The following is a 13,146-nucleotide window of genomic DNA, read 5'->3' as shown; positions in this document are numbered from 1 at the left end:
TACGCATGTCTGCTCGAAATCCTGTCTGGACCCATACCCTGCCTGCAGCGCTTTGGCTGATGGCACCGTTCGATCTCCTGGCCTCGCTGGCGATGGATATCTATCTCCCCGTGGTACCTGAGATGCCGGGGGTGCTCGGCACCACGCCGGCAGTCATCCAGCTCACCCTGAGTGTCTACATGGTGCTGCTGGGCGTGGGGCAACTGTTGTTCGGCCCGCTGGCCGACTGGCTCGGCCGGCGCCCGGTCCTGCTTGGAGGAGGAGCGCTGTTCGCAGTCGCCTCGATTGGCATGGCCGCCTCCTCGGACGTGCCGATGTTCATCACGTTCCGCGTGCTGCAGTCACTGGGCGCCTCGGCGATGCTGGTCGCGACCTTTGCCACCGTGCGCGACGTCTACGCCCATCGTGAAGAAGGGACGACGATCTACGCGGTGTTCAGCGCGATGCTTGCCTTCGTCCCGGCGTTGGGACCGATTCTCGGCGCGTTGCTTGCCGGGGGGTGGGGCTGGCGCGCGATTTTCATCGCTCTGGGGTTGGTTGCGTCACTTGCGCTGGCGAATGCAGCACGTGGCTGGCATGAAACCCGCCCCAGCCGGGCCGATGCGTCGCCGCGACACGTCGGGCGGGTGCTGCGCAGCCTGCGGTTCTGGACCTACACGCTCGGCTTCAGTGCCGCGATGGGCACGTTCTTCGTGTTCTTCTCCACCGCGCCGCGTGTCCTCATCGAGCGCGCGGGCTACGCACCGCTGGCCTTCAGCTTGGCGTTCGCCACGGTGGCGTTGGTGATGGTGGTCACTACCCGTTGGGTCCGTCGTGGCGTGATGCGCTGGGGCGAGGGCGGCTGCCTGGCGCGTGGCATGGGACTGCTGGCCATGGGGGCGGTCCTGCTCGTCGCGGGGCAGTGGCTGGATCGGCCGTCATTCGTAACGTTCATCCTGCCGATGTGGGTGTCGGCCGTCGGCATCGTGGTCACCGTGGCGGTGACCGCCAATGGGGCGTTGAAGGCGTTCGACGACATGGCGGGCCTGGCTGTCGCGGTGTACTTCTGCGTGGAGAGCCTGCTGGTGGGTGTAGCCGGCACCGCGGTGGTGCTGGCGTTGCCCGGGGACACAGCGTGGCCGCTGATCGTATTCCCGCTGGGGATGGCCGTCGTCGTGCTGCTCGCCCTGGCGGCGCTGCAGCGCAGGGAGCATGCAGCGCCCTGAGGGGGCGCGTCAGGGGGCCGGCAGCAGGAATTGATCCAGCAGCCATAGCGCCGCCGGCCCCAGCGGCGTGCCCTTGTGCCACACCGCATCGATGGAGACCAGCCGCGGCCACCCGGGCAGCGGCAGTTCAACCAGCATGCCCCGGCCATAGCGCGTCACCAGCGAGCGCGGCAACGCCGCCCAGCCGAACCCGTCCTCGGCCATCTCCAGCACCATCAGGTAATCCGACGCCGACCAGGTGCGGCCGCGTGCGTGGCCCTCGCGCTCCGCATCGCCGCTCAGGCAGATCTGGCGGTGGCTGGCCAGATGCGATTCGTCGGGCGCAGGCAGCGCCGCCAGCGGGTGGCCGGTGGCGACGAAGATGGCCATGTCCGCGCGCAGGGGCAGGGCACGCACGGCCAGTTCGGACGGGTAGGCCGGCTGATGCGGGATCAGCCCGAGATGGGCGCGCCCCCGTTGCACCACGTCCAACACATCGCTGCCTTCGGCATCCAGCCATTCCAGCTCGATATCCGGGAAGCGCTGCTCGAACCGGCGCAGCAGATGCTGGTCGGGGTTGAGTTGGTAGATATCCGAGAACACCAGGCTCAGGCGCGGTTCGACCTCGTCGGCCAGCCGGATGCTGAGCTGCTCCAGGCGATCGGCGGCGGCGAGGATTTCCTGCGCATGGCCGAGCACTTTGCGGCCGTCTTCGGTCAGGACCGGGTAGCGGCCACTGCGGTCGAACAGGGTGAGGCCCAGGTCGGCCTCCAGCGTGGCGATCGCGGTGCTGATCGTCGATTGGGTCTTCTTCAGGCGGCGGGCGGCGGCGGAGAACGAGCCGAGTGCGGCGGCTTCGACGAAGGCGTGCAGGGATTCGGGGCCGTAGCGCATGGATGTATCGCCTTTGTCGATGGATTCCATCTTTGGAGTGATGGAAAAGGCGATGATAATGGGCGCGTCGTTTGGGTGCCATGGCCCGGCTGGCGTGTACCGACCAACGGTCGGTACCTACCGGTCGGGTGCCGATGCGGTGCCGACGGTGCCGACGGTGCCGCCAGTGCCGACCGGGTGTCGGCAGCCAGGTCACCCGGCCAGCAGCGACGCACGTGCATCCGCCATCCCGGCCGATGCCCCGGTGCCCGGCGTTCCGCCGGTGTGTGCCGGCCGCAATCAAGGAGCTTTCCATGCACACACAGGTGCATTCGCAACCCCGTGCCCGTGGCGGTCTGATCGCCTGGGCCTGCCTGACCGTGGCGATCGTCGCCGAAGTGGTCGGTACCTCGTTCATGGCCGATGCCGCCCGTCATGGCGGCCATCTCGGCTATGTCGTCATGGCCGTCGCCCTGGCCATTTCGTATTGCTTCCTGGCACTGTCGGTGCGCGGCATCGCGGTCGGTGTGGCCTACGCGGTGTGGGAGGGCCTCGGCCTGACCCTGCTCACGCTGGTCGGCATTGTCGTGTTCAAGGACAGCCTCTCGGTGCAGCAGATGATCGGGCTGGTGATGGCGGCGGCCGGCATCGTCTGCGTCACCCTCGGCGAGGAGCACACGTCATGAATCTCACCGCGTTCCTGTTCGTGCTGTGCTCGGCGCTAATCGACATCGCCGCAAACATGATGGTCGCCAAGTCCGATGGCTTCCGTAAGCCGGCGTGGGGTGTTGCCGCGATCGGGCTGGTCTGGATTGCCTTCGCGTTGCTCGGCCAGGCGGTCAAGACCATGGACCTGGCCACGGCCTATGCGATGTGGGGCGCCATCGGGGTGATCGGCACCGCCCTCTGCGGGCGCGTGCTGTTCGGCAACCGCCTGCGCCCGATCGGCTGGGTGGGGATCGCGCTGGTCACGGGTGCGGTGGTGGTGCTGTCTAGCCATTGAGCCTGATCAGCGGAACAACTGATTCAACACCGCCCCGGAGGCCGCGTCGGCGAACCCGTCGAAGCGGCCCTCGTCCATCAGCAACTGCGAGGCGCGCATCATTCCGCCCCAGGCCGTACGCGCCATCGCACCGCCCACGCTGACCCGGCGCACGCCCATGCCGGCGATATCCTGCAGGGTGAAGGGCAGTGCGCTGCCGACCAGCAGGTTGACCGGACGCGGCGCCACCGCAGCCACGACGGCCTCGATCTGTTCGCGGGTGCTGATGCCCGGTGCGTACAGACAGTCCGCGCCGGCGTCGGCATATGCCCGCAGGCGGGTGATCGCATCGTCCAGATCCGGGCGGCCGACGAAGAAGTTCTCGGCGCGGCCGATCAGCAGCACGTCCTCGCCGGATGCGTCGATCGCACGGCGTGCAGCCCGTACCCGTGCGACGGCATCCTCCAGCGTGCGCAGCGGATGGGCGGGATCGGGGCCGGCGTCTTCGATGGAAATGCCCGCCACCCCGGTGGCGATGGCGCGGGTGACGTTGCGGCCGACATCCTCCAGCGTGCCGAAGCCATCGCCGAAATCGGCATTCATGGGGAGCGGGGTCGCGGCGGCCAGGCTGTGCAGATGCGCGAGCGTTTCGTCCAGGGTCAGCGTGCCATCGGCGTGCGCCTGGCTCCACGCATAGCCGGAGCTGGTCGAGGCCAGCGCCTGGAAGCCGAGGCTGTGCAGATAGCGTGCGCTGCCGGCATCCCACGGATTGGGCAGCACGAAGCAGCCGTCCTCATGCAGTGCGCGGAACGCCGCGCGGCGCGGGCGGGGATCGAAGGGCAGGGCCGTCATGGTGCGCATCCGGTGGGCAGTTACCCCCGATGGTAACGCCGCCCGTCGCGACGCCCATGCTGCACCGCGCGGCTGCAGATAAGGCTCAGGTAGTCTGGAAGACGTCCTGCTCCGCTGCGTAACGGGCCTTGCCTTGTGCCACCAGCCGCTGCCAGACCTTGGTCGCGGCCGGCTCACGCGCATTTCCCTCGGGACTGTCCATGGTGGCGGTGTTGGAGCGGACGGGCATGTTCAGTGCGGTGGCGGCATGCAGGATCGCGGCTTCAGCGATCCCCTTCTTTGCATAGTACGGTTCACCCTGATTGTTCATCAGCACGACACGTGCGCTTGGCTCTGATATGTCCACCGTGAGCTCGAACTGGATATCGGTGGAGCCATCCTTCGGCCCGACATGGAACGCGGCATACGGGTGACGGATCAACGGCCCCTGCACGGTGAACTCATGGCCTTGCCCATCGACATCAACGGTGCGGAGCGTGGCGGTCTGCATTGGAATGTCCTTGTTCACTGATGGAACATCAATCTTCCATCGCTGTGTGCGATACACAAGGTGCAAAAGCGACAACAGTCGAATTCGCAGTGTGTTCGCGTTATTTACGACACGGCGCGGAGCTCGGCTCTCAGGCCCGCACCCACCGTGCCGCAAGCCCGATGCAGACCAGCGTCACCGCCACCGCACTGAAGGCGAACACCAGACTACTGGCCTGCGCAACGAAACCGATCAGGGCCGGGCCGGCCAACACGCCTGCATAGCCGAGCGTGGTGATCGCCGGAATGGCCAGGCTTTCCGGCATGACCTTCTGGTTGCCCGCCATCGAGAACAGCGCCGGGACGATGTTCGCGCAGCCGAGGCCGACCAACGCGTACCCGCACAGGGCCAGCGGCATCCAGGTCGCAAACGTCGCCAGGCCGAAGCCCGATGCCGCCACCAGGCTGCCGATCAGGATCGAACGATGGCGCCCGAGCCGGGCCACCACGCCGTCGCCGACCAGCCGGGTCACGGTCATCGCGATGGCGAAGGCCAGATACCCCAGGCCGGCGCGGGAGGGGTCGACCTGCTGCACTTCATGCAGGAACACCGCGCTCCAGTCGAGCACCGAGCCCTCGGCCAGGAACGCCACGAAACACAGCACGCCGATCGCCAGCACCACCCCGTGCGGCACCGCGAACATCGGCGCATCGCTGGGGGCCTTGTCGGTCCGCCAGTACGGCAGCGAGATCGCCAGCAGCGCCGCCATCACGGCCGAGGCCAGCAGGCACACCAGCCACGGCGGCAGATGGACCGTGAGCAGGCCGGTCATCGCGCCGGCACCAACCGCGCCGCCGATGCTGTAGAAGGCGTGGAAGCCGGACATCATCGGCCGGCCGCTGTCGCGCTCGACCATGATCGCCTGCATGTTCATCACGCAATCGCAGGCGCCGACGCCCGCACCGAACACGAACAGCACCGCCCCCAACGTCAGCGGCGAGGGCGCGATGGCCAGCAGGGGCAGGGTGGCGATCACCATCACCAGCGTGGCGATCATCACCGCACGGCAGCCGTGGCGTGCGGCGAGCATCCCGGCGATCGGCATCGCCAGCAGCGAACCGGCGCCCAGGCACAGCAGCACCAGGCCCAGCGAGCCTTCATCCAGGCCCGTGCGGTTCTTGGCGAACGGCACCAGCGGCGCCCAGGCGGCGGTGGCGAAGCCGGGCAGGAAGAAGGCGGCGCGGGTGGCGTGCTGCTGGCCACGGGCGAGGAGGGACGAAGAAGCAGAACGCGTCGACATGGATTCCGGACCTCAGTGCTGCGCGGCGTGCTGGAGGGCGACACCGCGGCGCTCGAACGCCGCGACCTGTGCCGCCGGCGCGTCCGCTTCCACGACCAGCAGGTCGATCTGATCCACATCGCCGATCCGGTGCGCGGCCTGCGCGCCCAGCTTGTCGTTGGTGGCGACGACCACGCAGCGGCTGCTGGCGGCAATCAGGGCGCGCTTGAGTGTCGCCTCCTCGCCATCCACCGCCCAGATGCCCGCCTCGGCATCCACCGCGCAGGTGCCGACAAAGCACACGTCCACGCGCAGCGAACGGATCGCGTCCAGTGCCTGCGCGCCCACGGTCGCGCCGATGCGCGGGTCCATGCGGCCGCCGATCAGCGTGACCTCGATGCCCGGGCGGCTCATCAATGCCAGCGCGATATCCGGGGCGTTGGTCACCACGCGAATGCCCTGATGCTCGGGCAGGCAGGTGGCGATCACCGTATTGGTCGAGCCGGCGTCGAGGAAGACCAGCTCGCCGGGCAACACCTGGGCGGCCGCGATCCGCGCCAGGGCGCGCTTGCGCTCGTGGTCCTTTTCGTGGCGCTCGGCCAACGCCGGGAACGTCGGCGTCGCCGGCAGCGCACCGCCATGCACCTTGCGGCACAGGCCCTGCGCGGCCAGTTCGCGCAGGTCGCGGCGTATCGAGTCTTCCGAGACCTGCAGCTCGACGGCGAGCTGCGCCGACATCACGCGGCCGTGTTCGCGCAGCAGGCGGAGGATGGTCTGTTGGCGTTCGCCCGGCAGGGCGTCCTGGGTGGTCATGGGTAACCTCGGGTCAGGGCGGAGGCGGTTCATCACGTTGCACGAATGTGCAGCTATGTGCGTTGGAGTGCCTGTATGTGGTCCGCACTGTAGCAGAGTCTGCCGATGTGTCTGCTTAAATATGCACGTATATGCCGATATGTGCTGGATCGTTCAGCCGGCGCCCGTGCCTCCCGCTCATGCCATCGGCAACAGCTCCGGCCGGATCACCGCCGCCGCCCAGTCCATGAACGCGGCCACCCGGCGCGGCAGATGACGGCGCTGGGCATACAGCAGCGTGACCGGCATGGGCTCGGCCTTCACTCCGGTGAGAATCTCCACCAGCGTGCCCGCCGCCAGGGCCTGGCGCACGCCCAGCCGTGGCACCTGGATGATGCCCAGCCCGGCCAGCGCCGCCGCGGTGTATCCATCGCCGCTGTTGACCGTCACCGCGCCCCCCATCGGCAGGCTGCGATAGACCTCACCGTCGGGGTACTCGAACCCGGGCGAGCGCTGGCCCAGGGTGCCGACATAGTGGATCAGGGCGTGGCCGGCCAGATCGTCCAGCGTCGTGGGTGTACCGCGCGCGGCCAGATACGCCGGGCTGGCGCAGTTGATGATCGGCAGATGCCCGAGCGGGCGGGCAACCAGCGTGTTGTCATCCAGCGGGCCGACCCGCAGCACGCAGTCGAAGCCTTCGCGGATCAGATCGACCCGGCGGTCGGTACCGCTCAGCTCGATCTCCACCCCCGGATGCCGGGCCAGGAAATCCGGCAGCTGCGGAATCACCAGCTGCCGGGCCAGCCCACTGGACATGTCCACGCGCAGGCGGCCCTTCAACTGGCTGGTATCGATCCGGAACATGCCCTGCAGGTCGTCCATCTCGTGCAGCAGATCGTGCGCGCGCGCCTGGAACTGGGCGCCATCGGCGGTGAGCTGCACCCGGCGCGTGGTCCGGTGCAGCAGCTGCACGCCCACCTCCGCTTCCAGCCGTTGCACGGCGAGGGACACACTGGCCTTGTGCAGGCCGAGGCTGTCGGCCGCGCCGGTGAACGAGCCCAGTTCGGCGACCCGCAGGAAGCAGCGCAGTTGATCGAGGCGATCCATGGATTGTTCGTGAAGTATGGACAGTCAAATCAGCATCCGCTGATTTATGCCGGTCTGCAATGCCAATACGCTGACCTTCCTTATCCAAGCAGGTGACTGACATGCGCAACGCACGCCGAATCGTTCTGATCACCGGCGGCAGCCGTGGCCTCGGCCGCAATGCCGCCCTTGCGCTGGCCGCCGATGGCGCCGACATCGTGCTCACCTACCGCAGCCAGGCCGAGGCAGCCCAGGAGGTGGTCACCCGGATCGAGGCGCTGGGGCGTCGCGCTGCGGCCGTTCCGCTGGACATGGCCGACAGCGCCGGGTTTGCTGCCTTCGCTGGCCAGGTCCGCACCGTGCTGGACGGGTGGGGCGAGACCCACCTGCAGGGTCTGCTCAACAACGCCGGCGAAGGGCTGCACGCGATGATTGCCGACACCACGGTCGCGCAGTTCGACGCGCTGGTCGCCGTGCATCTGAAGGGCCCGTACTTCCTGACGCAGGCGTTGTTGCCGCTGATCGCCGACGGCGGCCGCATCCTCAACGTCTCCAGCGGACTGGCGCGCTTCTCGCTGCCGGGCAGCTCGGCCTACGCGATGATGAAGGGCGGCATCGAAGTGTTCACCCGCTACCTCGCGAAGGAGCTTGGCGCACGTGGCATCAGCGCCAACACACTCGCGCCGGGCGCGATCGAAACCGACTTCGGTGGCGGCCGCGTGCGCGACGATGCGCAGGTCAACGCGATGGTGTCCGCGGTCACCGCGATGGGCCGGCCGGGCAAGCCCGATGACATCGGCCCGGTGGCGGTGGCGTTGTTGTCGCCGCAGACCGCATGGGTCAACGCGCAGCGGGTGGAGGCATCGGGCGGCATGTTTGTCTGAAGGTCTTGCGGCGGCGCTGCGACCGGCCGCGCCGACATCGCGCGTCCAACGGTAGGTCACGACCGTTGGTCGTAGCGCCCTAAACGGTGGGTCACGACCGTTGGTCGCGACGCCCTCATGCATGGCTGAGAATGATTCGCATCACTCGCCGTCACTGGCTATGATGCGGGTCCTTTCCGTTACGACCCCGAGCCCCTCTTGAAGCATGCGTCGCCAATCAGCCCCATGGGCCGCGTATTCGCCACGGTCGCCTTCGTTGAAGCCTTGACCTGGGCCGGCCTGTTGATCGGCATGTATCTCAAGTATCACGCGGCCGATCCGACCCCGGTCGGGGTCAAGATCTTCGGGCCGGTGCACGGCGTGGCCTTCATGGTCTACGTCGTTGCGTCGGTGCTCGCCGCCATCCGTCTGCGCTGGCCATGGTGGGCGGCACTGTTGGCGCTGGTCGCGGCGGTACCGCCGCTGGTCACACTGCCGCTGGAGTGGTGGTTCAAGCGTCGCGGGTTGTTGTCGGCGCCGATCGCACGGAAGAAGTGAAGCGCGCGCGTCCGCAGCATTGATGGGTGGTCATCCAGTGGTTGACCATCTGTCGCCTCGAAGACTGGTTGAACGCGACGCCTGACAACCTGCGCAGAGATGCGGCGACGCAGCAGCGACGCCGGGAGAAATGCGCGACGTCGCAATCGCAATGAGTCTGCCGTCACGGGTGCAGGCTGAAACCAGTGCGATTTCCAAACGACGATCACAGCATCGCATCTATCAATCGAACCATCGCGCGCCTACAGGACAGACAGGTCTACGTTCATGCCCCCTTGACCAGCTTCGGCTGGATACCCATGGAGGCGCATCAATGCACGTTACGTCCGTTATCCCTGATCGTGTTGTCCGCAGGAAAGGCCTGCGCATGCTCCTGCTCACCTCATCCCTGCTGAGCGCGCAGGTATTCGCACAGAGCACAGTAGGTGACATCAGCGGTCTCGCTCCTGAATTCACCGGTGGCGAGGTGCGTGTCCGCAACCTGGACTCGGGTGTGACGCGCGAGAGCTCGATCAGCGCCGACGGCAGGTTCCGTATCGGTGCGCTGGGTGCGGGTCGGTATGAGGTCGAGGCAACCGGCACCAATGGCGCTGCACGCACCCTCGTGGTCACGGTGATTGCGGGCCAGACCACCAGTGCGGACATGGGCCGTGCGGCAACGCTCGATACGGTCAACGTTCGCGCCCAGCTGGGGGCGACGATTGATCTGGGGAGTGTCGAGTCCAGGACGACGTTCACTGCCGAACAACTGAACGCATTGCCCGTCGGTCGCGACATCACCAGCGTCTCTCTGCTCACGCCCGGCACGGTGGCCAGCAGCGGCTACTTCGGGCCCGCCTCGTTCGGCGGCGCGTCGGCCGCCGAGAACAGCTACTACGTCAACGGCTTCAACGTAACCAACCTGTTCGACAGCCTCAGCTTCTCCGAAGTCCCGTTCCAGGCGATTGATCAGCTGGACGTCCAGACGGGCGGCTATGGTGCCCGTTATGGTTTCTCCACCGGAGGCGTAACCAGCGTCAACGTCAAACGCGGTACCAATGAATGGAAGGGCGGCTTCAGCTGGACCACGGCCCCGGATGCGTGGCGGAGCAATGAGCCGGACACCCTGCGCGCAGACGGCACCTTGCTGCGCTCTTACGACAATAACAGCCAGAACAGTGACGTCGCCTCTGCGTGGGTAGGCGGCCCTTTGATCCAGGACAAGCTGTTTGTGTTCGCGTTGGGGAGCATGAGTCGCTCCGAACGCGAAACCTACGGCGGGCGAACGGGCAGCGGGCCGCGGTCGCCCCAGGATCCGACCAAGCCTCGTCCACCCTCGTCGCTCTCAACCACCGCGGAGGAGTACACCTCCAAGGATCCCTACTGGCTGATCAAGCTGGACTGGTATCTCAATGACGACAACCACCTTGAGTACACCGGTTTCGGCAACCGTCGCCGCTACCATTACGACAATTACACGGCTGCCTACGACAGCGATGAGCCGGGCGCTGAAGCCACCAAGAAGGATTACCTGGGCCGGCTCTACCGCGAGCGCGACGGCACGACGCATATCCTGCAATGGACGAGCTATCTCAGTGACGCGCTGACGGCCAGCATCCGCTACGGTCAGATGCGCAACAAGAACGCCGATTACACGATCAGTCCGGATGGGAGGCGTTCGGACTATGACGGCGATATTTCCAGCCCCGATGGCGATTGCCCCTACGTGGTGGATAACGTGCTTGGCAAGCGGGTGGGTTGCGCGGTCACCAGCCAGATCGACATCAAGAATGGGACCAATGAGCGGACCAGTGCCATGGTGGATCTGACGTGGCAACTGGCGGAGCATCGGCTCGGATTCGGCTACAGCAACGATGAGTGGAACTCCCGCCAAGGCACTGCGTACTCCAGTGGTGCCTACTGGCGCCTCTATGAGAATTTCGCCCGGAAGACCAACTTCCGCACTGGTGGCACCATCGGGATCAAACAGCGCTCCTGGTACCTTGAAGATCACTGGCAGGTCAATGATGTCTTCATGCTCTACGCCGGCCTGCGTAACGATTCGTTCGACAACCGGAACAGCGATGGTGTGTCCTTCGTGAAGCAGGACAACATCTGGCAGCCGCGCGGGGGCTTTGCATGGGATGTGATGGGCGACGGCAACAGCAAGCTGTTTGGCTCGCTGGGGCGATACTCACTGCCCATTGCAGCGAATGTGTCGCTGCGCGCAGCGTCGGCATCCTATTACACCGATGAGTTCTTCACCTACGATGGCTATGACCCGGTCACTGGCAAGCCCAACATCACCGGGTCCTACCAGGGGGGCAGCCGGGACAGCGTCATCAACGGCGCAGATGGCTCGGCGCCCGATCCAAAGGCAGTCGCTTCCAAGGGTTTGAAGCCCTACACGCAGGATGAGGCGATCCTGGGCTACGAGCATCGCATCCAGTCCTCGAACCCATGGGTCGATGGCTGGACCCTGGGTGCAAAGGTGACCTACCGACGGATCAACAACGTCATCGACGATACCTGCGATGCGCGCTCCCTGTACAACGCCGCCAAGAATGCCGGCTACGACGTATCCAATTGGGACAGTCCGTGGGAGGTGCCATCGGGCATCCCGGGCTGTTGGATCTACAACCCGGGTGACGACCTGAGGCTGAGGATCGATGTGGATGGCGATGGCAGGCCGGATGACATCACCGTTCCCGGGGAAGAACTGGGTCCGAAGGCCACGCGCAGCTATCGGGCCCTGTCGCTCTCGGCGGACCGGCAGGGTGAGCGCTGGTATGCCAGCGTGAACTACACCTGGGCCAAGCTGCACGGCAACTACGAAGGCTTGGTGAAAAGTACCAATGGGCAGGACGACACCGGCACAACCTCGGACTTCGACTTCAAAGAGTTGATGTACGGTGCGGACGGCTATCTCTTCAATGATCGTCGCCACAGCTTCAAACTGTATGGGTCCTACGACCTGACCGATCAGTGGCAGGTCGGTGCCAATCTGCTCGTTCAGTCCGGCACGCCGATCACCTGCCTGGGCGGCGGCTACGGCACGTTCGGGACCGAGTATGGCTATGCGGGCGTGTTCCACACCTGCAATGCCGACATTGATGAGGTCGTTGGCCTGGGCAGCAGCGGCCGCACGCCCTGGGTCGCCAGCCTCGATCCCACCGTGATCTATCGACCTTCAGCGCTGAAGGGATTGAGTGTTCAGTTCTCGGTGCTGAACCTGTTCAACTCGATCAAGCCCTTGCAGGTGTACGAGACGAAGTACAGCGTCGACTCCACAGGAACCATCACGGACTTCTTCAATCACGAGAAGGCCAAGTACTACACCAATCCGCGGTACGCGCGGCTGCAGTTGCAGTACGACTGGTAACGCCGTTCGGCTCGGCCCTGCCATCGCGCAGGGTCGAGCCGGGCTCGGCCATTTACCCAGCGCCGAGCACGCCAAGAATCTGCTTCGGCGACTGGAATCCCGCCAGCCGCGCGGTTTCGTGACCGTCGCGGACCACCAGCAATGTAGGGGTCTGCCGCAGCCCGAGCTCGCGGAACAATCCCTCTCCAACCGTTTCGAGTCTGACCTTCAGCAGGGTCATGCCAGCGTCTTGAATCGCGCCGGCAACACTTGCCAGCGACATTTCCAGCATCCGGCATCCCGGGCAGTCGTCCTTGTGGAAGTCCACCAGCAGGGCGGGATGTTCGCGCAGGGCGGCGTGGTAATCCTCGGGGGTCTGGGCGTGCAGGGTCAGCATGTCGTCGTGCTCGTGGTGTGGGCCAACACGGTGTCGGTCCAGTGGTGGATGGCGTGGGTATCTTCGGCGCCGTGCGGCATCTGCTCGATCTCCAGCACCGGACAGGACGAGGTGAAGAACCGCGCCAGCCGATGCGCGGCGCCGCAGTAGTACTCCTCGCCCCATTGGGTCTCGCCGGTGCCGAACACCGCCACCGGGAAGGGCAGCGGCAACCCGAAGCGGTCACGCAGCGCGGCCACGCAGTCCTTCATTTCCGCCGGGGTACGCCCGGCGTTGTCGGTCCAGGAACCGAGCAGGCAGAGGGAGGGTGCCGCGTCCGTCAGTACGGCGGCCACGTCGCCGGCATCGACGTCGAGCCAGTCCACGCGATGCCCCAGCGCTTCGCAGCGCGCCCGGATCAGCGTCGCCACCTCCCGGGTGTTGCCGCTCAGCGAGGCGAAAGCCAGCAGGATCTGCATCTGCCCGGGCGCC

At 66.2% G+C, this 13,146-nt stretch carries 14 protein-coding genes; 6 read left to right on the top strand and 8 right to left on the bottom strand.

Annotation, left to right across the window (positions count from 1 at the left end):
• Window positions 1-5: 5 nt before the first annotated feature.
• Entirely contained in the window at window positions 6-1,205 is a 1,200-nt protein-coding gene (cml, locus tag ABE434_RS00475; RefSeq protein WP_346477380.1) for a CmlA/FloR family chloramphenicol efflux MFS transporter, read from the top strand.
• A 9-nt stretch (window positions 1,206-1,214) separates the two neighbouring features.
• Here cml and ABE434_RS00470 read toward each other — a convergent pair whose 3' ends face one another.
• Window positions 1,215-2,078, bottom strand: a complete 864-nt coding sequence (locus tag ABE434_RS00470) for a LysR family transcriptional regulator (RefSeq protein WP_346477379.1) — start codon at window positions 2,076-2,078, stop codon at window positions 1,215-1,217.
• Window positions 2,079-2,371: 293 nt separating this feature from the next.
• Here ABE434_RS00470 and ABE434_RS00465 point away from each other — a divergent pair, with 293 nt between their 5' ends.
• Window positions 2,372-2,743, top strand: a complete 372-nt coding sequence (locus tag ABE434_RS00465; protein WP_346477378.1) for a multidrug efflux SMR transporter — start codon at window positions 2,372-2,374, stop codon at window positions 2,741-2,743.
• Window positions 2,740-3,060, top strand: coding sequence for a multidrug efflux SMR transporter (locus ABE434_RS00460; protein ID WP_346477377.1), 321 nt, complete (start codon window positions 2,740-2,742; stop codon window positions 3,058-3,060). Before ABE434_RS00465 ends, ABE434_RS00460 begins: the two co-directional genes overlap by 4 nt.
• A 6-nt stretch (window positions 3,061-3,066) precedes the next feature.
• Here ABE434_RS00460 and ABE434_RS00455 read toward each other — a convergent pair whose 3' ends face one another.
• The 5 genes from ABE434_RS00455 to ABE434_RS00435 form a co-directional block, all read right to left on the bottom strand.
• Window positions 3,067-3,891, bottom strand: a complete 825-nt coding sequence (locus ABE434_RS00455; RefSeq protein WP_346477376.1) for an isocitrate lyase/phosphoenolpyruvate mutase family protein — start codon at window positions 3,889-3,891, stop codon at window positions 3,067-3,069.
• An 85-nt stretch (window positions 3,892-3,976) separates the two neighbouring features.
• A complete protein-coding gene (locus ABE434_RS00450; protein WP_346477375.1) occupies window positions 3,977-4,399 on the bottom strand; it encodes a hypothetical protein in 423 nt (140 codons plus the stop codon).
• A 112-nt stretch (window positions 4,400-4,511) separates the two neighbouring features.
• Complete coding sequence (locus tag ABE434_RS00445) at window positions 4,512-5,660, bottom strand: MFS transporter (protein ID WP_346477374.1); 1,149 nt, start codon at window positions 5,658-5,660, stop codon at window positions 4,512-4,514.
• A 12-nt stretch (window positions 5,661-5,672) separates the two neighbouring features.
• Entirely contained in the window at window positions 5,673-6,452 is a 780-nt protein-coding gene (locus ABE434_RS00440; RefSeq protein ID WP_346477373.1) for a DeoR/GlpR family DNA-binding transcription regulator, read from the bottom strand.
• Window positions 6,453-6,629: 177 nt separating this feature from the next.
• Window positions 6,630-7,538, bottom strand: a complete 909-nt coding sequence (locus ABE434_RS00435; RefSeq protein WP_346477372.1) for a LysR family transcriptional regulator — start codon at window positions 7,536-7,538, stop codon at window positions 6,630-6,632.
• A 101-nt stretch (window positions 7,539-7,639) separates the two neighbouring features.
• Between ABE434_RS00435 and ABE434_RS00430 the strand changes: the two genes are divergently transcribed.
• The 3 genes from ABE434_RS00430 to ABE434_RS00420 all read left to right on the top strand — a co-directional run bounded on the left by ABE434_RS00430 (window position 7,640) and on the right by ABE434_RS00420 (window position 12,299).
• Window positions 7,640-8,401 carry an SDR family oxidoreductase gene (locus tag ABE434_RS00430; RefSeq protein ID WP_346477371.1) on the top strand — a complete coding sequence of 254 codons (762 nt, stop codon included), beginning with the start codon at window positions 7,640-7,642 and terminating at the stop codon, window positions 8,399-8,401.
• 225 nt (window positions 8,402-8,626) lie between these two features.
• Window positions 8,627-8,938, top strand: coding sequence for a DUF3817 domain-containing protein (locus ABE434_RS00425; RefSeq protein ID WP_346477370.1), 312 nt, complete (start codon window positions 8,627-8,629; stop codon window positions 8,936-8,938).
• 367 nt (window positions 8,939-9,305) lie between these two features.
• Window positions 9,306-12,299, top strand: coding sequence for a TonB-dependent receptor (locus tag ABE434_RS00420; RefSeq protein WP_346477369.1), 2,994 nt, complete (start codon window positions 9,306-9,308; stop codon window positions 12,297-12,299).
• A 52-nt stretch (window positions 12,300-12,351) separates the two neighbouring features.
• On the opposite strand, the gene ABE434_RS00415 is transcribed toward ABE434_RS00420, so the two are convergent.
• Together ABE434_RS00415 and ABE434_RS00410 are read right to left on the bottom strand one after the other, a co-directional pair.
• Entirely contained in the window at window positions 12,352-12,675 is a 324-nt protein-coding gene (locus tag ABE434_RS00415; protein WP_176988796.1) for a thioredoxin family protein, read from the bottom strand.
• Complete coding sequence (locus ABE434_RS00410; protein ID WP_346477368.1) at window positions 12,669-13,133, bottom strand: flavodoxin; 465 nt, start codon at window positions 13,131-13,133, stop codon at window positions 12,669-12,671. The genes ABE434_RS00415 and ABE434_RS00410 overlap by 7 nt, the downstream gene beginning before the upstream one ends.
• Window positions 13,134-13,146 lie beyond the last annotated feature (13 nt).

Source organism: Stenotrophomonas sp. TWI1183 (assembly GCF_039673115.1).
Lineage (GTDB): Bacteria > Pseudomonadota > Gammaproteobacteria > Xanthomonadales > Xanthomonadaceae > Stenotrophomonas > Stenotrophomonas maltophilia_AA.
The sequence above is the reverse complement of the archived record's forward strand: the minus strand, read 5'-3'. Positions and strand labels throughout refer to the sequence as shown.